This window comes from Saccharopolyspora ipomoeae, from assembly GCF_029952525.1.
Classification (GTDB): Bacteria; Actinomycetota; Actinomycetes; order Mycobacteriales; family Pseudonocardiaceae; genus Saccharopolyspora; species Saccharopolyspora ipomoeae.
In genome coordinates, this window is the sequence record NZ_JASAOF010000026.1 from 25107 (window position 1) to 45909 (window position 20803).

At 68.6% G+C, this 20803-nt stretch carries 13 protein-coding genes; 6 read left to right on the forward strand and 7 right to left on the reverse strand.

Going from position 1 to position 20803, the window contains the following annotated elements:
- Nucleotides 1-89: 89 nt before the first annotated feature.
- From ahcY to QFW96_RS26705, 5 genes are all read right to left on the reverse strand, one after another.
- Nucleotides 90-1550 (reverse strand): adenosylhomocysteinase, encoded by a 1461-nt coding sequence (ahcY, locus tag QFW96_RS26685; RefSeq protein ID WP_281458490.1) that lies wholly within the window; start codon nucleotides 1548-1550, stop codon nucleotides 90-92.
- 48 nt (nucleotides 1551-1598) lie between these two features.
- Entirely contained in the window at nucleotides 1599-5165 is a 3567-nt protein-coding gene (gene metH, locus QFW96_RS26690; RefSeq protein ID WP_281458491.1) for a methionine synthase, read from the reverse strand.
- 18 nt (nucleotides 5166-5183) lie between these two features.
- A complete protein-coding gene (locus QFW96_RS26695; RefSeq protein ID WP_281458492.1) occupies nucleotides 5184-6158 on the reverse strand; it encodes a carbohydrate kinase family protein in 975 nt (324 codons plus the stop codon).
- Between the two features lie 93 nt (nucleotides 6159-6251).
- On the reverse strand, nucleotides 6252-7454 hold the full coding sequence (gene metK / locus QFW96_RS26700; protein WP_281458493.1) for a methionine adenosyltransferase: 1203 nt from the start codon (nucleotides 7452-7454) through the stop codon (nucleotides 6252-6254).
- 74 nt (nucleotides 7455-7528) lie between these two features.
- Entirely contained in the window at nucleotides 7529-9229 is a 1701-nt protein-coding gene (locus QFW96_RS26705; protein WP_281458494.1) for a glycine/sarcosine N-methyltransferase, read from the reverse strand.
- Between the two features lie 1006 nt (nucleotides 9230-10235).
- Here QFW96_RS26705 and QFW96_RS26710 point away from each other — a divergent pair.
- The 6 genes from QFW96_RS26710 (at nucleotide 10236) to QFW96_RS26735 (ending at nucleotide 17665) form a co-directional block, all read left to right on the forward strand.
- A complete protein-coding gene (locus QFW96_RS26710) occupies nucleotides 10236-11978 on the forward strand; it encodes a glycoside hydrolase family 2 protein (protein WP_281458539.1) in 1743 nt (580 codons plus the stop codon).
- A gap of 8 nt (nucleotides 11979-11986) precedes the next feature.
- Nucleotides 11987-12994, forward strand: a complete 1008-nt coding sequence (locus tag QFW96_RS26715) for an aldose 1-epimerase family protein (protein WP_281458495.1) — start codon at nucleotides 11987-11989, stop codon at nucleotides 12992-12994.
- A 78-nt stretch (nucleotides 12995-13072) separates the two neighbouring features.
- Nucleotides 13073-13909: an alpha/beta fold hydrolase gene (locus QFW96_RS26720; protein WP_281458496.1), complete on the forward strand. Its 837-nt coding sequence runs from the start codon at nucleotides 13073-13075 to the stop codon at nucleotides 13907-13909.
- 72 nt (nucleotides 13910-13981) lie between these two features.
- The gene (locus QFW96_RS26725) at nucleotides 13982-15526 is read left to right on the forward strand and encodes an acetolactate synthase large subunit (protein ID WP_281458497.1); all 1545 of its coding nucleotides are present in this window, start codon (nucleotides 13982-13984) and stop codon (nucleotides 15524-15526) included.
- A 97-nt stretch (nucleotides 15527-15623) separates the two neighbouring features.
- A complete protein-coding gene (locus QFW96_RS26730) occupies nucleotides 15624-16172 on the forward strand; it encodes a TetR/AcrR family transcriptional regulator (protein WP_281458498.1) in 549 nt (182 codons plus the stop codon).
- Nucleotides 16169-17665 carry an MFS transporter gene (locus tag QFW96_RS26735; RefSeq protein WP_281458499.1) on the forward strand — a complete coding sequence of 499 codons (1497 nt, stop codon included), beginning with the start codon at nucleotides 16169-16171 and terminating at the stop codon, nucleotides 17663-17665. The genes QFW96_RS26730 and QFW96_RS26735 overlap by 4 nt, the downstream gene beginning before the upstream one ends.
- 54 nt (nucleotides 17666-17719) lie before the next feature.
- Here QFW96_RS26735 and QFW96_RS26740 read toward each other — a convergent pair whose 3' ends face one another.
- Both QFW96_RS26740 and QFW96_RS26745 read right to left on the reverse strand, forming a co-directional pair.
- Nucleotides 17720-18781 carry a 2-oxoacid:ferredoxin oxidoreductase subunit beta gene (locus tag QFW96_RS26740; protein WP_281458500.1) on the reverse strand — a complete coding sequence of 354 codons (1062 nt, stop codon included), beginning with the start codon at nucleotides 18779-18781 and terminating at the stop codon, nucleotides 17720-17722.
- Nucleotides 18778-20658, reverse strand: a complete 1881-nt coding sequence (locus QFW96_RS26745) for a 2-oxoacid:acceptor oxidoreductase subunit alpha (protein WP_281458501.1) — start codon at nucleotides 20656-20658, stop codon at nucleotides 18778-18780. The genes QFW96_RS26740 and QFW96_RS26745 overlap by 4 nt, the downstream gene beginning before the upstream one ends.
- Nucleotides 20659-20803: the final 145 nt, after the last annotated feature.

The window sequence follows — 20803 nt, forward strand, 5'->3', positions numbered from 1 at the left end:
GCGGCGCAGGCGCCGTTGCCCGCGCGATACACGGCCAGCCGTGAGCCTCCCGGGAGTGGTGGGGGGCCGGGAGACTCACGGCTGGTTGCTCAGTAGCGGTAGTGCTCGGGCTTGTAGGGGCCCTCGACGTCGACGCCGATGTAGGCCGCCTGCTCCTTGGTGAGCTTGGTCAGCTTCACACCCAGCGCGTCCAGGTGCAGACGAGCGACCTTCTCGTCCAGGTGCTTGGGCAGCACGTAGACGTCCTTGCCGTACTCGCCCGGCTTGGTGAACAGCTCGATCTGCGCGATCGTCTGGTTGGTGAAGCTGTTCGACATCACAAACGACGGGTGACCCGTGGCGTTGCCCAGGTTCAGCAGACGACCCTCCGACAGCACGATGATGCTGTGCCCGTCGGCGAAGGTGTACTCGTGCACCTGCGGCTTGATCTCCTGCTTGGTCACACCCGGGGTCTTCTCCAGACCCGCCATGTCGATCTCGTTGTCGAAATGACCGATGTTGCCCACGATCGCCTGGTGCTTCATCTTGGCCATGTGCTCGGCCTTGATGATGTCGTAATTACCCGTCGTCGTGATGAAGATGTCCGCGTACTCCACGACATCCTCAAGCGTCTTGACCTCGTAGCCCTCCATCGCGGCCTGCAGCGCGCAGATCGGGTCGATCTCGGTCACGATCACCCGAGCACCCTGACCCCGCAACGACTCCGCCGAGCCCTTGCCGACGTCACCGAAACCGCAGATCACCGCGACCTTACCGCCGATGAGCACATCGGTGGCCCGGTTGATGCCATCCACCAGCGAGTGACGGCAGCCGTACTTGTTGTCGAACTTCGACTTCGTCACCGAGTCGTTGACGTTGATCGCCGGGAACAGCAGCTCCTCGGACTTCACCAGCTCGTAGAGCTTGTGAACACCCGTGGTCGTCTCCTCGGTCACACCCTTGATCTCAGCCGCGAGCTTGGTGAACCGCTGCTTGTCGTTCTCCAACGACTTGCGCAACGTCGACAGGACGACCTTGAACTCCTCCGGATCATCCGCACTCGGCTGCGGCACCGCACCCGCGGCCTCGAACTCCACACCCTTGTGCACCAGCAGCGTCGCGTCGCCACCATCGTCGAGGATCATGTTGGCGACCTTGCCGTCACCGAAGTCCCACAGCTGATCGGTGCACCACCAGTAGTCCTCCAGCGTCTCGCCCTTCCACGCGAACACCGGAACACCAGCAGGCTTCTCCGGGGTGCCGTTCGGGCCGACGACGACCGCGGCGGCGGCCTCGTCCTGAGTGGAGAAGATGTTGCAGGACACCCAACGCACATCCGCACCCAGAGCGACCAGAGTCTCGATCAGCACAGCCGTCTGCACCGTCATGTGCAACGAACCCGCGATCCGGGCGCCCTTGAGCGGCTGGGAGCCGGCGTATTCCTTCCGCGTAGCCATCAGACCCGGCATCTCGTGCTCGGCCAGGCGGATCTGGTGACGACCGGCTTCGGCCAGCGCCAGGTCCTTCACGGCGAACTCGAGGCCGTTGACCTTCTGCAGCTTGACGCTCATGACTTCCCTTCTGTTTCTTTCTGATCGGCAGCTGATGGAACAGCGGAATCAGGTGTTGAAGTACTTGGCTTCCGGGTGGTGGGCGATGATCGCGTCCGTCGACTGCTCCGGGTGGAGCTGGAACTCCTCGGAGAGCACGACGCCGATGCGTTCCGCCTCCAGCAGGTCGACCAGCTTGGCGCGGTCCTCGATGTCCGGGCACGCGCCGTACCCGAACGAGTACCGGGCGCCCCGGTAGCCGAGCTTGAAGAACTCGCGCACGTCGGAGGGGTCCTCCTGCGCCACGTTGCCGCCGTTGGCCCAGGCCAGCTCGCGCCGCACGCGGCGGTGCCAGTACTCGGCCAGCGCCTCGGTGAGCTGCACGCCCATGCCGTGCACCTCCAGGTAGTCCCGGTAGGCGTTCTTGGCGAACAGCTCGTTGGCGAAGTCGGCGATGGGCTGGCCCATCGTCACCAGCTGGATCGGCAGCACGTCGACCTGACCGGTCTGCTCGGCCTGCTCCCGCGTGCGGAAGAAGTCGGCCAGGCACAGCCGGCGGTCGCGCTTCTGCCGGGGGAAGAAGAACCGGTGCCGCTCCTGGGCGTCGGGCTCCTCCTTGTCCAGCACGACGAGGTGGTTGCCCTCGGTGACGCACGGGAAGTAGCCGTAGACCACCGCCGCGTGCTGCAGGATGCCCTGCGTGGACAGCTCGTCGATCCAGTGGCGCAGCCGCGGCCGGCCCTCGGACTCCACGAGCTCCTCGTAGGTCGCTCCCTCGCCCTTCTTGGCGCCGCGCAGGCCCCACTGGCCGAAGAACGTGGCCCGCTCGTCGAGCAGCTGCAGGTAGTCGTTGACCGCGACTCCCTTGACCACCTTCGAGCCCCAGAACGGCGGGGTCGGGACCTCGACGTCGGCGGCCACGTCGGACCGCGTGGTGTCGTCGTAGCCCGGCTCGTCACCGGCCTCGGCCTTGCGCTTCTCGGCGATGCGCTGGGAACGCGCGCGGCGCTCCTTGCGCTCGGCCTTCTTGGCCTCCTCGGCGGCGTCCTCCTCCGGGGAGTCGCCGCGCTTGATGGCCATCAGGCGGTCCATCAGGTGCAGGCCCTCGAAGGCGTCCTTGGCGTAGCGGACATCGCCCTCGTAGACCTCGTCGAGGTCCTGCTCCACGAAGGAGCGGGTCAGCGCCGCGCCGCCGAGCATCACCGGGTACTTCTCGGAGATGCTGCGGGAGTTCATCTCCTGCAGGTTGTCCTTCATGATCACGGTGGACTTCACCAGCAGGCCGGACATGCCGATCACGTCGACCTTGTGCTCCTCGGCGGCCTCGATGATGGCGTTGATCGGCTGCTTGATGCCGATGTTGACCACGTCGTAGCCGTTGTTGGAGACGATGATGTCGACGAGGTTCTTGCCGATGTCGTGGACGTCGCCCTTGACCGTGGCCAGCAGCAGCTTGCCCTTGCCGCCGGAGTCGTCCTTCTCCATGTGCGGTTCGAGGTAGGCCACCGCCGCCTTCATGACCTCGGCCGACTGCAGCACGAACGGCAGCTGCATCTGGCCGGAGCCGAAGAGGTCGCCGACGACCTTCATGCCGCCGAGCAGGTCCTCGTTGATGATCTCCAGCGGGGCCTTCTCCTGCATGCCGGCTTCGAGGTCGTCCTCGAGGCCGTTGCGCTCACCGTCGATGATCCGCTTCTGCAGGCGCTCGAACAGCGGGAGCTTGGCCAGCTCCTCGGCGCGCGAGGCGCTGGAGGACTTCGCGGTCTGGCCCTCGAAGAGCTCCATGAGCTTCTGCAGCGGGTCGTACTCGCCGTCGCGCCGGTCGTAGACCAGGTCCAGGGCGACCTTGCGCGGCTCCTCGTCGATCTTGTTCATCGGCAGGATCTTCGAGGAGTTCACGATCGCCGAGTCCAGCCCGGCCTCGCGGCACTCGTTGAGGAACACCGAGTTGAGCACCTGGCGCGCGGCCGGGTTCAGACCGAAGGACACGTTGGACAGACCCAGCGTCGTCTGCACCTCGGGGTGCCGGCGCTTGAGCTCCTTGATGGCCTCGATCGTCTCGATGGCGTCCTTGCGGACCTCCTCCTGACCGGTGGTGATCGGGAAGACCAGGCAGTCGATGATGATCGCGGACTTCTCCAGACCCCAGTTGGTGGTCAGGTCCTCGATCATCCGCTCGGCGACGCGCAGCTTCCAGTCCTTGGTGCGCGCCTGGCCTTCCTCGTCGATGCAGGTCACGACGACGGTCGCACCGTGCTCGCGGACCATCTCCATGACCCGCTGGAACCGGCCGCCCGGTTCGGTGCCGTCCTCGTAGTTGACCGAGTTGACCGCGCAGCGCCCGCCCAGGTGCTCCAGACCGGCCTCGATCACGTCGGGCTCGGTGGAGTCGACCATGATCGGCAGCGTCGAGGCGGTCGCCAGCCGCGAGGCCAGCTCCCGCATGTCGTGCGTGCCGTCGCGGCCCACGTAGTCCACGCACAGGTCCAGCATGTGCGCGCCCTCGCGGGTCTGGGCCTTGGCGATCTCGACGCAGTCCTCGTAGCGCTCCTCGAGCATCGCCTCGCGGAACGCCTTCGACCCGTTGGCGTTGGTGCGCTCACCGACGTTGAGGATCGAGGCGTCCTGCTCGAACGGGACGCTCTGGTACACGGAGGACACCGACGGGATGATCTCCGGCGTGCGCGGGGTGGGCGGGGTACCGCCCACGGCCTCGGCCACCGCGCGGACGTGCTCGGTGGTCGTGCCGCAGCAGCCGCCGACCAGCCGGGCGCCGTAGTCGCGCACGAAGCCGGCCAGCGCCTCGGCGAGCTCGTCGGGCTGCAGCGGGTACACCGCGCCGTTGGGGCCCAGCTCCGGCAGACCGGCGTTGGGCATCACCGACAGCGGGATCCGCGAGTTCTGCGCCAGCACCCGCAGGTGCTCGCTCATCTCCGCGGGACCCGTCGCGCAGTTCATCCCGATCAGGTCGATGCCGAGCGGTTCCAGCGCGGTCAGCGCCGCGCCGATCTCGGAACCGACCAGCATCGTGCCGGTGGTCTCCACCGTGACCTGGGCGATGATCGGCAGCTGCTGGCCGGTCTGCGCCATGGCGCGCTTGGCCGCCACGATCGACGCCTTGGTCTGCAGCAGGTCCTGCGAGGTCTCGACCAGGAAGACGTCGATGCCCCCGTCGAGCATGCCCAGGGCCTGCTCGTAGTAGGCGTCGCGCAGCTTCGCGTAGGGCGCGTGGCCCAGGGTGGGCAGCTTGGTGCCCGGTCCCATCGAGCCCAGCACGAACCGCTTGCGGTCCGGCGTGGAGTACTCGTCGGCGGCCTCGCGGGCCAGCCGCGAACCGACCTCGGCCAGCTCCCGGATGCGCTCCGGGATGTCGTACTCGGCCAGGTTGGCCCAGTTGGCGCCGAAGGTGTTGGTCTCGATCGCGTCCGAGCCCGCGTCCAGGTAGCCCCGGTAGATCGAGGACACCACGTCGGGCCGGGTCACGTTGAGGATCTCGTTGCAGCCCTCCAGGTTGGAGAAGTCGTCCAAGCTGAGGTCGTAGGCCTGCAACGCGGTGCCCATGCCGCCATCGGCGACGAGGACGCGCTCGTCGATGGCGGCGAGGAAACCGCTGGGATCGTTGTGCCGGTCTGACATGCCGCTACTCCCCGTTCGTCAGCGCAGCTTCGGCCCGATTTCGGCCGCCGCTTCGTCGCCGTAGGCCTCGGCGATGCGGGCCAGGAACGAGTCCTTTTCCACGTCGTACTCCTGCGGACCGTCGGTCTCCAGCGAGACGGTCGCCAGGGTGCAGCCCAGCTGCAGCGACCGCTCCAGGCTCAGACCGCCCTTGAGCCCGGCGAGGAAGCCGGCGCGAAGCGCGTCGCCGACGCCGGTCGGGTCACCCTTCTGCTTCTCCTTCGGGGGCTCGACCAGCAGCGTCTCCTCGCCCTTGGCCTTGACCTGGACGCCCTTCGGGCCGAGCGAGGTGACCCACTTGCCGACGCGGCCGAGGACCTCGTCCTCGGTCCAGCCGGTGCTCTGCAGCAGCAGGCCGTGCTCGTACTCGTTGGTGAACAGGTACTGCGCGCCGTCCACGAGTTTACGGATGTCGTCGCCTTCCATGCGGGCCAGCTGCTGGCCCGGGTCGGCGAGGAAGTTGTAGCCGCGGTCCCGGCACTCCTGGGTGTGCCGCACCATCGCTTCGGGGTCGTTCGCCGAGATGACGACGATGTCGAGACCGCCGAGGCGCTCGGCGACGGGCTTGAGCTCGATCTCCCGGGCCTCGCTCATCGCACCGGGGTAGAACGACGCGATCTGGTTGTGGTCGGCGTCGGTGGTGCACAGGAACCGAGCGGTGTGCTTGGTCTCGGAGACGTGCACGGACTCGGTGTCCACGCCGTGCCGCTCCAGCCACGAGCGATAGTCGTTGAAGTCCTGGCCGACCGCGCCCACCAGCGTCGAGGTCACGCCCAGCTTGCCGAGGCCGAAGGTGATGTTGCCGGCGATCCCGCCGCGGCGCACCTCCAGCTCGTCGACCAGGAACGACAGCGAGACCTGCTCCAGCCGGTCGGCCACGAGCTGCTCGGTGATCCTACCGGGGTAGGACATCAGGTGGTCGGTGGCGATCGAACCGGTCACCGCAATCCGCACTTTGAATAACTCCTTCACCAGGGCAGGCTGCGGGACACGGCCATTTCTGGGCGGCGCCCCGCAGCCTGCGACAGCTTCGTCGGTTTTGGTGGCTTACAGACCGGCAGCGGCCTTGAGGGCCGCGGCGCGGTCGGTGTTCTCCCACGGCAGGTCGACGTCGCTGCGCCCGAAGTGACCGTAAGCCGCGGTCGGGGCGTAGATGGGCCGAAGGAGGTCGAGGTCACGCACGATCGCGCCGGGGCGCAGGTCGAAGACCTCGTTGATGGCGGCCTGGATCTTGACCGGGTCGACGTTCTCGGTGCCGAAGGTCTCGACGAACAGGCCGACCGGGGCGGCCTTGCCGATCGCGTAGGCGACCTGGACCTCGATGCGGCCGGCCAGACCGGCGGCGACCGCGTTCTTGGCCACCCAGCGCATGGCGTAGGCCGCGGAGCGGTCCACCTTCGACGGGTCCTTGCCCGAGAAGGCGCCACCACCGTGGCGGGCCATGCCGCCGTAGGTGTCGACGATGATCTTCCGGCCGGTCAGACCGGCGTCGCCCATCGGGCCACCGAGGACGAAGCGGCCGGTCGGGTTGATCAGGACGCGGGCGTCGCTCGCGTCCAGACCGGCGCGCTCCAGCTCCGGAGCGATGACGTGCTTCTGGATGTCGCCGACCAGCTGGCCGTCGAGGTCGATCTCCTCGGCGTGCTGGGTCGACAGCACCACGGTGTCCAGGCGCACGGCCTGGTCGCCCGCGTACTCGACGGTGACCTGGGTCTTGCCGTCGGCGCGCAGGTACGGCAGCGTGCCGTCCTTGCGCACGTTGGTCAGCCGACGCGACATGCGGTGCGCCAAGGTGATCGGCAGCGGCGCCAGCTCGTCGGTGTCGTTGCAGGCGTAGCCGAACATGAGGCCCTGGTCGCCGGCGCCCTGCTTGGCGATCTCGTCCTCGCTGCCCTCGACGCGCTTCTCGTGCGCCTCGTCGACGCCCTGCGCGATGTCCGGGGACTGCTTGCCGATCGCGACGTTGACACCGCAGGTCTCGCCGTCGAATCCCTTGATCGAGGAGTCGTAGCCGATCTCCAGGATCTTCTCCCGAACCAGGCTCGGGACGTCGATGTTGGCCTTCGTGGTGACCTCACCGGCGACGTGCACCTGGCCGGTGGTGACCATGGTTTCCACCGCGACGCGGGACTTCGGGTCCTGGGCCAGGTAGGCGTCCAGGATCGAGTCGCTGATCGCGTCGCACATCTTGTCGGGGTGGCCCTCGGTCACCGACTCACTGGTGAACAACCGGCGGTTGATCTCACTCACGACTGCTCCTCACCTCACAAGCTTTGCAGCTTTGATCCTTGCGTACGGTAGTCAGGTTGGTTACCAGGGGGGACCTAGACTCGGGCGTGAATGATGCCCCACGCGAGGTTCCCCGCCTTGCCCCCGGACACCCAGTTCTTCAGGCCGGTCTTCATCTTGGTGCGGTAGGCGTCACTGATCTTGTCGGCAAGATCACCCTCTCGGGCTTCCAGTTCCTGCAGCACCCGGCCGTAGTGGATCGCCAGGTACTCGGTCAGGTCGTCGAACTCGAAGTTCTGCAGACCCAGACGGGCCAGCTCGCGGCGGTAGAAGCCGGGCGAACCCATCGTGTCCAGGCTCAGCCGATCGAGGATCGGGCCGAGCTCGGAGCGCTTGGCCGTGTCGGCCGCCATCGGGTCGGTGAACAGGAACGACCCGGTCGGCTTGAGGACGCGGGCGACCTCCTCCAGCACGCGCGGCCGGTCACCGCTGTGCAGGATCGCGTCCTGCGACCACACGATGTCGAAGGCGTTGTCCTGGAACGGGATGTCCTCGAAGGAGCCGTCCTTGACCTCGATGAGCTCGTCGAGGCCCTCGGCGCGGTTGAACTCCACGTTCCGGGCGTTCTCGACCTCGGAGAGGTTCAGGCAGGACACCTTGCACCCGTAGGTCCGCGCCAGGTGGCGGGCCGCGCCGCCGTAACCGGCACCGATGTCGAGGATGCGGGTCTCCGGGGTGATCTCCACCTTGGAGCACATCCGCTCGACGGTGCGCCGCGAGGCGGTGTCGATGTCCTCGGTGTCGGAGCTGTAGAGGCCGACGTGGATGTCGTTGCCGCCCCACACGTGGTAGTAGAAGTTGTCGGCGTCCTCGGAGTTGTAGTAGTCGCGGGCGGTGTGCACCGCGGTCGAGTAGACGTCGGAGAGCTCCTCGTCGGGGCGGTACTTCTTCTCCGCGACGTGGATGTAGAAGTCCGGCTCGCCCTCCTGGTAGGTCTCCTGGAAGTCGCCGTAGGTGTCGATCCGCTGGAATCCGACCTCGCGCAGCAGCCGCCGCGTGTAGTTCTTCCGCAGCGGGTACATGTTCAGGAAGAATTCAGACTTGTCCGGGAACGTGTACTTGAACCGCGCCAGACCTTCATCGACGTAATCCGGCTCAGCGGAAACGTCCTCGCCCGCGTAATAGTACGTGTGCTTCGAGCTGAATCCGTCGTCCAGAATGGAGTCGTAATTCCGCTGGTCGATAATCAGGACGCCGTCGTGCTTCAGCATCGCGTAGAACTCGGCGAGCGTCTTGCGGCGGTCGCGCTCGGAGAACAGGTGCGTGAACGAGTTCCCGAGACAAATGATCGCGTCGTATTCGCCGTGGACGTCACGATTCAGCCAGCGCCAGTCGGCGTTGACCACGCGCAGAATGTGCCCGCCGTACTCGAGCCCGTTCTGGAACGCCTTGGCCAGCATCTGCGGGCTGCCGTCGGCCGAGACCGTCTCGAAGCCCTCCTCCAGCAGCCGCACCGAGTGGAACCCGGTTCCCGTGGCCGCGTCCAGGACGGACTTGACGCCGCGAGCCTTGAGCTGGTCGATGAAGAAGCTGCCCTCGCTCTCGTAGCGCTTCTTCCAGTCGATCAGATCGTCCCACTTCTCCACGAATCCACCGACGTACTCGTGGGTGTAGTGGTCGGACTCGCGAACCTCCAACGGGTTTTCGCCGAACACCTGCTCCTCACGCGCCACCAGCTCGGCCGTGTCAGGCGCTCCTGCCTCGTTAGAAGTCAAGTCGTCCACGCTCTTGGCCATTTTCACTCCCACCACTCACGTTGGTCATGCGCCACCCACGAACTTCAGGCATGCGCAAATCCGTGCCCCGAGCATGTGTCTCGCGGCCGTGCGGGTCGCCACTGCGAAAAAAGGCAACACCTCCGACCGGCGCGGGCAGCCGAGAAAACGCTCAAGGCCGCAACACCAACGCCGATCACACTCGGTCGGCACCCTTGCCCACCGGCGCAACGCATTTCCGTGCGTCGCTTAACCAACCTAGGCGAAGGAGATCACGAAGCAAGCGTACAAACGTGTGACGGTAATCACCGCAATGCGATGATTGCGTGATTCCCATTGTCACCCTGGGTGAAAAAATGCGCGATCACCAGCGCAGATTCAAGATGATTTTGAACCCGATAACGATCACGTGAGTGCAACAAAATCTTGGAAGATGTACACTGACGCGCGCCCGATATAGCACAATGTTCGCGCTATTTCAAGAGTTCCGATCGACAAAGATTCGACGAATCTGTTGAATAGCCGATGCGGCGGTTGACTTTTTGCTCCTCGCGCTACTTGCATCGAAGAGCGGAGCACGGATGTTACGGCGTTCACCGCCCGAGCGCCATAACTTTTTCCCCAGTATCAGTCAATCGGTGCATCCACCTCGTCCGCGCAGAACCGATCCAGCACTCGCGCACCGCCTCCCACCAGCCACGATGCCGGAACCCCCGGCTCGCCGACGCGGCTTCTCCGGGCCGGGAAATCGTCATCCCGAGCCCCCTGCGCGCCCCCGAGGCGATGGTGATCTTGCGCGCGGTGCTCCGTCGAACCGTTCCGGGCACCAGCCCAACGGGTGGACCGGTTGCTCCGATGTGCGGGTTTCGGCTCGTCCTCGTTGACGGCTCGTTCGGTTGTGGTCATTGTTGTTGATTACTGGTGATTTTCTTTCGGAATTTCCGGCGTCAAGGAGGACTCCGTGTTCCGACCTGTCACGACGATTGCCACCGCACTCCTGCTGACCCTCTCCGGAGCACCCGCATCGATGGCCACCGCCGCACCGGCCTGGCGACCCCAGGACCCACCGCTGACCACGCCCTGGACCGACCAGGTCGGCCCGGACAACGCCCTGCCCGAGTACCCCCGCCCGCAGCTGACCCGCGAGCGCTGGCTCAACCTCAACGGCCTGTGGGACTACACCGGCGGCGACCACGCCCGCGAGCAGATACTCGTCCCCTACCCGCCCGAGTCGGCCCTGTCGGGCGTGCAGCGCCACGACGACCGGATGGTCTACGAGCGCTCCTTCGAGGTGCCCGCCGACTGGTCCGGGCAGCGGCTGATCCTGCACTTCGGAGCCGTCGACCAGCGCGCCGAGGTCTCGGTCAACGGCAGGCAGGTGGCCGTGCACGAGGGCGGCTACACCGCCTTCGAGGCCGACATCACCGACGCCGTGCGCCCCGGTGAGCCGCAGCGGCTCACCGTCGCCGTCTCGGACGGCAACGAGACCGCCCCCCACCCGCTGGGCAAGCAGCGCAACGACCCCGGCGGGATCCTCTACACCGGCGCCTCGGGCATCTGGCAGACGGTGTGGCTCGAACCCGTCGCCCCGGAGCACGTCACCGGTCTGGACATCACCCCGGACCTGACCGGCTTCGACCTCGCCGCCGAGACCTCCGCCGCCGACGGGGCTCAGGTCGAGGTCGCGGTGCGCGACGCCGGGGGAACCGAGGTCACCCGCACCACCGGACCGGCCGATCAGCCGGTGCGCGTGGACGTCCCGCAACCGCACCTGTGGACCCCGGACGACCCCCACCTCTACGACCTGACCGTGCGGCTGCTCGGCGCCGACGGCGCGGTCCTCGACGAGGTCGGCAGCTACACGGGTCTGCGCACCACCGGTCTGGTCAACGACGAGCAGGGGCGGCCGCGGCTGGCCCTCAACGGGAAGATCGTCTTCCACCACGGTCCGCTGGACCAGGGCTACTGGCCGGACGGCATCTACACCGCGCCGACCGACGAGGCGCTGCGGTTCGACCTGGACAAGACCAAGGAACTGGGCTTCAACACGGTCCGCAAGCACGTCAAGGTCGAGCCGGCGCGCTGGTACTACTGGGCCGACCGGCTCGGGCTGATGGTCTGGCAGGACATGCCGTCGCTGCCGATCGACCTGGACATCCCGCCGGAGGACAGCCCGCCGCCGTCGGAGGAGATGAAGGCGAACTACCGCGCCGAGTGGGTCGACATCATCGACCAGCTGCGCAGCTCGCCCTCCATCGTGGCGTGGGTGCCGTTCAACGAGGGCTGGGGCGAGTTCGACACCGCCGAGATCACCGACCTGACCCGGCGCACCGACCCGACCCGGCTGATCAACCCCTCCAGCGGCGTGAACTGCTGCTACTCGCTGCCCGACAGCGGCGCGGGGGACATCTACGACGACCACACCTACGTGGGGCCGGGCGCGCCGACCGTCGAGGACGGCCGGGCCGTCGTCGACGGCGAGTACGGCGGGCTGGGGCTGGCCGAGGAAGGGCACCTGTGGCCCGGCGAGCCCAGCGCCTACGAGATGACCGACAGCAGGGAGCAGCTGACCCGGCGCTACGGCGAGGTCAGCGACGAGCTGGCGCGCGTCATCGGGGCCAACGGCCTGTCGGCGGCGATCTACACCCAGACCACCGACGTGGAGAACGAGGTCAACGGCTTCCTCACCTACGACCGCCAGGTCATGAAGCCGGACGTGGCCGCGGTGCGCGAGCACAACATCGCCGCGATCGAGGCGGGGAGCAGATGAGGAGACCGATGAAGATCAACAGACGCGGTGCGTTGCTGGGGGCCGCCGGTGCGGCCGGTGCGGCGGCGGTCCTGCCCGGGGCCGCCCAGGCCGCGCCCGCCGCTCCCCCGACCGCGAACGGCCGCCTCCACGAGATCGGCGCGGGACGGCATCGCGTCCTGGTCGGCGGAGTGGCGGCCACGGTTCTGTCGTGGACGGTCGACGGCCGGGAGATGCTGCTGACCCACGATCCCGAGGACGTCGGCGAGGGCTACCAGGGCAAGACGATCCTGCCGTGGGCCAACCGGATCGACCACGGCGCCTACACCTTCGAGGGCGAGGAGCTGCAGGTCGCGATCAACGAGCCGGAGCGCGACGCCGCGCTGCACGGGCTGATGAGCTTCGTGGAGTGGTCCCCGGTGTCGCACCGCGCGGACTCGGTGGTGCTGGAGCACGTGCTGCCACCGGACTACGGCTACCCGTTCCGGCTGGCGTTCCGCATCGAGTTCCGAGTGGACGACCGCGGTTTCTCCAGCACCCTGTCGGCCACCAACGTCGGGCGCGGCCCGGCCCCGTTCGGCACCGCCAACCACACCTACCTGGCGGCGGCTCCGGGAACCCGGATCGACGACATCGAGCTGGAGATCCCAGCCGACACCTACTACGTCGTCAACGACCGCCTCATCCCGACCGGCACGGCACCGGTGGAGGGCACCGAGTACGACTTCCGCTCGGCCAGGCCGATCGGGCGGACCACGATGGACACCGCCTTCACCGGACTGCACCACGAAGGCGGCGAAGCGGTGGTCCGGTTCCGGCGCCCGGACGTCGACGTGGAGCTGTGGGTCGACGAGTCCCACCACTACCTGCAGGTCTACACCGACGACGATCCGAGCACCGATCGCCCGGGCCGGCAGGGCCTCACCGTGGAACCGATGACGTTGGCGCCCAACGCTTTCGTCACCGGCGACGGTCTGATCGTCCTCCAGCCGGGACGGACCCGCACCGGCACCTGGGGCTACCGCCTCGCCGAGTGATCTCACCGCCCGCGGTCTCGTGGGGGTGGGTGGTTTCAGCGGAAACCGCCCACCCCCGCGAGCGTTAGGGTGTGGCACGTGGCCGACTACATCCAGATCCCCACGCCTGCGGGCGAGTTCGACGCGTTGACCGCGGGCCCCGAGGACGGGCGCCCGGTGCTGCTGCTGCACGGATTCCCGGAAGCGGCGGTCGAGTGGAGCGAGCAGCTGGGCGTGCTCGGCGGCGCCGAGTGCTTCGCCGTGGCCCCGGACCAGCGGGGCTACTCCTCCGGCGTCCGGCCGCAGCAGGTCGCCGACTACCGGATGGACGAGCTCGTCGGCGACGTGCTGGCCATCGCCGACCACTTCGGGTGGCAGCGCTTCGACCTGGTCGGCCACGACTGGGGCGCGGCGGTGGCGTGGTCGGTGGCCGCCGAGCACCCCGACCGCGTTCGCACCCTTACGGCGGTGTCGATCCCGCACCTGGACGCCTTCACCCGGGCGGTGCGCGAGGACGAGGACCAGCAGCAGCGCTCGGCCTACATGCAGGCGCTGCGCTCCTCCACCGCCGAGAAGACGCTGCTGGCCGACAACGCCGCCAAGCTGCGGCGGATCTACTACCCGGGCGTCCCGGAGCACCACGTCGACGACTACGTCCAGCGGCTCACCGAGCCGGGCGCCCTGACCGGGGCGCTCAACTGGTACCGGGCGTCGCGGTTCAACGGCGAGATCGGCCCGATCACCGTGCCCACGCTGTACGTGTGGAGCACCGAGGACGTCGCGGTCGGATCCACCGCCGCGCTGGCCACCGAACGGCACGTCACCGGGCCCTACCGGTTCGAGATGCTGCAGGAGGTCTCGCACTGGATCCCCGAGGAGGCGCCGGACTCGCTGACCCGCCTGCTGCTGCAGCACCTTCTCGCGCACCCCGAGTGATCTCTTGCCGGTGGAGGTCCGGGCGGTGAGCATGATTCCGTCCGGACTTCCGCCGTGCCGACAGGAGTGCTCGTGAAGGGTTCCGAAGGACTGCTGGCCACCGCCGCTGCCGCCGGTGTCGACATCTGCTTCGCCAACCCCGGAACCACCGAGATCCCGCTGGTCGAGGCCTTCGACCAGGTTCCCGGGATGCGGGCGGTGCTTGGCCTGTCCGAGGGCGTGGTGACCGGCGCGGCCGACGGCTACGGCCGGATGACCGGGACGCCCGCGCTCACCCTGCTGCACCTCGGGCCCGGGTTCGCCAACGGGATCGCGAACCTGCACAACGCCCGCCGCGCCCGCACCCCGATCATCAACCTGATCGGTGAGCACGCCTCCTGGCACCAGGCCGCTGACGCACCGCTGCACAGCGACATCGAGTCGCTGGCCAAGCCGGTGTCGGGCTGGGTGGGCCGGACGTCGTCGACGGCGGCCGCCGCGGGCGAGTTCGCCGAGGCCTACCTCGCGGCGCTGCGGACGCGGCTGCCCGCGACGCTGATCGCCGCCGCCGACCACATGTGGAGCCAGGGCGCCATGCCGGTCGCGGTGCCCGCCGCGCCGGAGCGCCCGCAGGTCGACGAGCAGCGGATCGCCGAGATCGCGAAGGTCCTCTCGGCCGGGCGACGTCCGGTGCTGCTGCTGGGCGGTCAGGCGGTGGAGAGCGCCGAGGGCATCCGCACGGCGGCCCGGATCGCGGCGACGGTGGGTGCCGAGGTCCTCGCCGAGCGCGGCAGCGCGCGGATGGAGCGCGGTCCGGGCATCCCCCCGGTGCGGACGCTGCCGTACTTCCCGGAGGCGGTCACCGAGGCGTTCGAGGGCTTCTCGGACCTGATCCTCGTCGGCGCCCGCACCCCGGTCTCGTTCTTCGGCTACCGCGGTCAGCCCAGCCACCCGCTGCCCGACGGGATCAAGGTGCACGAGCTGGCCGACACCGACGCTGACGCGCTGCGCGCCCTGGCGGCGCTGGCCGAGGCCACCGGCAGCGCGGCCGAGGAACCGCCGCACGCGAAGCGCCCGGAGGTCGCGAACCCGTCAGGGCCGCTGGACGCGAACGCGATCGCGGCGGCGATCGTGCTCACCCAGCCGGAGCACGCGATCATCGTCAACGAGGGCGTGTCGTCCTCGGCGGCCTACCCGGCGATCGCCGACGCCGCGCCCGCGCACTGCGAGCTGTCGCAGACCGGCGGGGCGATCGGCATGGGCATGCCGGTGGCCACGGGTGCGGCGATCGCCTGCCCGGACCGCGCGGTGATCAACCTGCAGGCCGACGGCAGCGCCGCCTACACCGCCCAGGCGCTGTGGACCCAGGCCCGCGAGTCGCTGAACGTCATCACGGTGATCTGCTCCAACTCCCGCTACCGCATCCTCGACCAGGAGCTCCAGCGCGCCGGCATCGACGATCCGGGCGCCGCGGCGGCGTCGATGACGAGCCTGGGCGACCCCGCCCTCGAATGGCAGGCGGTGGCCCGCGGCTTCGGCGTGCCCGCCCAGCGCGCCACGACCGGCGAGGAACTCCTCGCCGCCCTGCGTCATGCCCACGCCGAACCCGGCCCTCACCTGATCGAAGCGGTGCTCTGAGGGACGGGTCCCCGCTACCCCGGCCGGACAGACCGCAGACAGTTCCCAACATGCCTCATATGAGACAGCCCTGTCTCATATGAGGTAGCGTTGACTCATGGCTGTCGACCGGAATCAGATCTTGAACGCCGCTGCGTCGTTGCTGGCACGCAGGAGCACCGCACCGATGGACGAGGTGGCGCGGGCCGCCGGGATCAGTCGGGCGACGCTGAACCGGCACTTCGCGGGACGTGATGCGCTCGTGCTCGCGCTCCAGGAGCTCGGGATCGCCCGCTGCGAGGAGGCGCTGGACGCCGCTCGGCTGGAGGACGGCTCTACCGAGGAGGCGCTCCGGCGAGGCATCCAGGAACTCGCGCCTTCGGCGGATCTGATCAACTTCCTGTACTGCGAGAGCCAGCTCTTCGAACCCGAGCACCACCACGAGGGATGGGATCGCATCGACGCCCGGCTGACCGAGTTCTTCCGGCTCGGCCAGCAGCGCGGCGATCTCCGGATCGACCTGAGCCCCGCGTGGCTCACCGAAGCCCTCTACGGCCTGCTCGGGTCGGCTGCTTGGGCGATCACCGACGGTCGCCTGGCGCGCAAGGACTTCACCTTCATGGTCTCCGAGCTGCTGCTCGGCGGAGCCCGGAAGCAGGGATCATGACCCCGACGCTCCATCCCCCGCACCCGGTGGCGCGACCAGGCCGCTGGATCGCGCTGAGCGCCTTGGCGCTGGCCGTGCTGCTGGTGACCGTCGACGCGACGGTCCTCGGCCTGGCCACGCCCTACATCAGCGCGGAGTTGCGCCCCTCGGGCACGCAGCTGCTCTGGATCGGCGACGTCTACTCGTTCGTGCTGGCGGGCCTGCTGGTGTCGATGGGCAGCCTCGGCGACCGCATCGGGCGCAAGCGCCTGCTGCTGGTGGGCGCGACCGCTTTCGGCCTGGTCTCGGTGCTCAACGCCTTCGCCCCGACCGCCGAGCTGATGATCGTGGCCCGGGCTCTGCTCGGCATCGCCGGGGCGACCCTCATGCCGGCGACCCTCGCGCTGATCCGCAACCTCTTCGAGGATCCGCGCGAACGCAGCCTCGCGATCGGCATCTGGGGCGCGGCGGGCTCAGGTGGCATGGCCGTCGGCCCGGTGCTCGGCGGAGTCCTGCTGGAGCACTTCTGGTGGGGTTCGGTGTTCCTGATCAACGTGCCGGTGATGGCGGTCCTCGTCCTGGTCGGCATCGTCACGCTGCCCGAATCCCGCGACCCGAACCCAGGCCCGTGGGACCTGATCAGCGTCGGCCTGTCCATGTCCGGGATGCTCGGAGTCGTCTACGCGATCAAGGAGATCACCGCGCACGGTCCCTCCTGGGGCGCGCTCGCCGCGGCGGTGATCGGCGCCGCGGGACTGGCCGGGTTCGTCCGCCGACAGCTGGTGCTGGAGCGGCCGCTGCTGAACATGCGGCTGTTCGCCGATCGCGCGTTCAGCGGTGCGGTGCTCGCGGACCTCATGGCCATCCTCGGCCTCGCCGGTCTCACCTACTTCCTGTCCCAGTTCTTCCAGCTGGTGCAGGGGCGCGGACCGCTGGAGGCCGGGCTGGCCGAGCTCCCCGCCGTCCTCGGCGCCGTGGTGGGCGGACTGCTCGCGGGCCGCGCCGCCCGGGCGATGTCGGTGCGGGTGGCGGTCGCCGGTGGACTCGCGGCGGTCGGGCTGTCGCTGGCCGTGCTGACCGCGGTGAGCCGAGACACCGGGTACCCGTTCCTGGGCTCGCTGCTGCTGATCGTCGGCTTCGGCGCGGGCATGGCCTTCACCGTGACCGCCGATGTCATCCTCTCCACCGTGCACCCGGATCAGGCGGGCGCGGCCTCAGCGGTGTCGGAGATGGCCCACGAGCTCGGAGCCGCGCTGGGCATCGCCGTGCTGGGCTCGATCGTCACCGGTGCCTACCGGGCCTTCCCGGCACCGCCCGGCACTCCCGGTTCCGCCCGCGAATCCCTCGGCGGCGCGGTGGACGCCGCGCCGCGGCTGACGCCGGAGTCCGCCGGAGCGCTACTCGACGCCGCCCGCGCCGCGTTCGTCGACGGACTCTCCCTCGCAGCGGGAGCCGGGGCCGTCATCCTGCTCGCAGCCGCCGTCGCGTCCTGGTTCTTCCTCGACGAGCGCTGATCCCGGGAACGACGAGAGCCCCACCGCACCCGGCGGTGGGGCTCCGGACGGCGATCAGATCGTCCAGGTGTCGTTTCCGGTGAGAAGCTTCTGCAGGTCTGCGGGCTTGGCCTGCTCGGCCTGGGCGACCTGCTCGCGGGCGAGGTCGTCGTAGGTGGGCCGGGTCGTGTTGCGGAAGATGCCGGTGATGGCCGGGTTGAGGTCCTGACCGCCCAGCCGCGAGAGCGCGAAGGCCAGCGACGGGTCCTCCCGCTCGGCGTCGTGCACCACGACCTGCCCCGAGTCCACTTCGGACAGCTTGGCCACGCGCAGCCCCTCGGGCCCCTGCACGACGCCGTACTGCTCGTCCTCGGGCCCGAAGGTGATCGGCTCGCCGTGCTGCAGGGTGACGATGCGGCGTTCCTTCTCGTCGTTGTCCTTGAGGACGTCGAAGGCGCCGTCGTTGAAGATCGGGCAGTTCTGGTAGATCTCGACCAGCGCGCTGCCCCGGTGCTCGGCGGCGGCCTTGAGCGTGGCGGTGACGTTGGCGCGATCGGAGTCGATCACCCGCGCCACGAACGACGCCTCGGCGCCCAACGCCAGCGAGACCGGGTTGAACGGGTGGTCCAGCGAACCGGCCGGGGTGGACTTGGTGACCTTGCCGACCTCGCTGGTCGGCGAGTACTGGCCCTTGGTCAGCCCGTAGATCCGGTTGTTGAACAGCAGGATCTTCAGGTTCACGTTGCGGCGCAGCGCGTGGATGAGGTGGTTGCCGCCGATCGACAGCGCGTCGCCGTCACCGGTGACCACCCACACCGACAGGTCCGGCCGCGAGGTCGCCAGACCGGTCGCGATGGCCGGGGCGCGTCCGTGGATGGAGTGCATCCCGTAGGTGTTCATGTAGTACGGGAACCGGGAGGAACACCCGATGCCCGAGACGAACACGATGTTCTCCCGCTTGAGCCCCAACGAGGGCAGGAAGCTCTGGACCGCGTTGAGCACGACGTAGTCGCCGCACCCCGGGCACCAGCGCACCTCCTGATCGGACTTGAAGTCCTTGGCCTTCTGCGGCGCATCAGCGGCCGGCACCCCGGCCAGCCCGCCGAGAGACGGCATTCCCAGCTCGGTGGCGGTCACGCGGACACCCCCTGCACGACGTCGTTGAGCACGTTCTGGAGTTCTTCGGCCTGGAAGGGCAGGCCGGCGACCTTGGTGTAGGACTGCACGTCGACGAGGTAGCGGGCGCGCAGCAGCATCGCCAGCTGGCCGAGGTTCATCTCGGGCACGATGACCTTGTCGTAGCCGCGCAGCACCTCACCGAGGTTGGCGGGCATCGGGTTGAGGTGGCGCAGGTGGGCGCTGGCGACCTGGAGCCCCTGCGCGCGCACCCGGCGGCAGGCCGCGCCGATCGGGCCGAACGACGAGCCCCAGCCCAGCACCAGCACCTTCGCCTCGCCCGAGGGGTCGTCGACGGTGATGTCCGGGACGCTGATGCCGTCGATCTTGCGCTGCCGCAACCGGGTCATGTGGTCGTGGTTGTCCGGGTCGTAGGAGATGTTGCCCTTGCCGTCGGCCTTCTCCAGACCGCCGACCCGGTGCTCCAGCCCGGGCGTTCCCGGCACGGCCCACTCGCGGGCGAGGGTCTCCTCGTCGCGCACGTAGGGCCAGAACTCGCCGGAGCCGTCGGTGGCGTTGGGTTCGGTCGCGAACTCCACGCTCAGGTCCGGCAGGTTCGCCACGTCCGGGATCAGCCACGGCTCGGAGCCGTTGGCGATCGCCCCGTCCGACAGCAGCAGCACCGGGGTCCGGTACTGCAACGCGATCCGGGCCGCGTCCAGCGCGATCTCGAAGCAGTCCGCGGGAGAGCAGGGCGCCAGCACCGGCACCGGCGACTCGCCGTTGCGGCCGTAGAGCGCCTGCAGCAGGTCGGCCTGCTCGGTCTTGGTCGGCAGACCCGTCGACGGGCCACCCCGCTGGATGTCGCACACCAGCAGCGGCAGCTCCAGCGCCACGCCCAGGCCGATGGTCTCCGACTTCAGCGCCAGACCGGGACCGGACGTGGTCGTCACGCCCAGCGAGCCGCCGAAGGAGGCGCCCAGCGCCGCACCGACACCGGCGATCTCGTCCTCGGCCTGGAAGGTGGTGACGCCGAAGTTCTTGTGCTTGGCCAGCTCGTGGAGCACGTCCGAGGCCGGGGTGATCGGGTAGGTGCCCAGGAACACCGGAAGCCTGCTGCGCTGACCGGCCGCGACGATCCCGTACGCGAGCGCGGTGTTGCCGGTGATCTGCCGGTAGGTGCCCTCGGGCAGCTTGGCCGGGGCGACCTCGTAGGTGACGGCGAACGACTCGGTCGTCTCGCCGTAGTTCCAGCCGGCCCGGAAGGCGAGCACGTTGGCCTCGGCGATCTCGGGTTTCTTCGCGAACTTCTCCCGCAGGAAGTTCTCGGTGCCCTCGGTCGGCCGGTGGTACATCCACGAGAGCAACCCGAGCGCGAACATGTTCTTGCAGCGCTCGGCGTCCTTCTTGCCCAGCCCGGTCTCGGCCAGCGCGCCCTGGGTCAGGGTGCCCATCTGCACCCGGTGCACGGCGTATAGGTCGTCGAGGACCTCGCCCTCCAGGGGGTCCGCGTCGTAGCCGACCTTGGTCAGGTTGCGCTTGGTGAACTCATCGGTGTTGACGATCAGGATCCCACCATGCGGGAGGTCGCCGAGGTTGGCCTTCAACGCCGCCGGGTTCATCGCCACCAGCACGTCCGGCCGATCACCGGGCGTGAGGATGTCGTAGTCGGCGAAGTGCAGCTGGAAGCTCGACACCCCCGGCAGCGTGCCGGCGGGGGCCCGGATCTCGGCCGGGAAGTTCGGCAGCGTGGCCAGGTCGTTCCCGAAGGCCGCGGCCTCCGAGGTGAACCGATCGCCGGTCAGCTGCATTCCGTCACCGGAGTCACCGGCGAAGCGAATCACGACCCGGTTCAGCTTGCGGGTCCCGTTCGTCCGGTGTCCGTTCGTCGCGCCCAATTGATCCGTTCCCCTTCAATTGCAGGCAACGTTCGTCCCGTGGCGAACGATACAGGTAGTGGAGTGGTCGCGATCACGGAGTCGATCTTGTCGGTCACCGTGCGCGAGCCCCCGCACGGAACGATCCAGTTCCGGATTCCCGCGC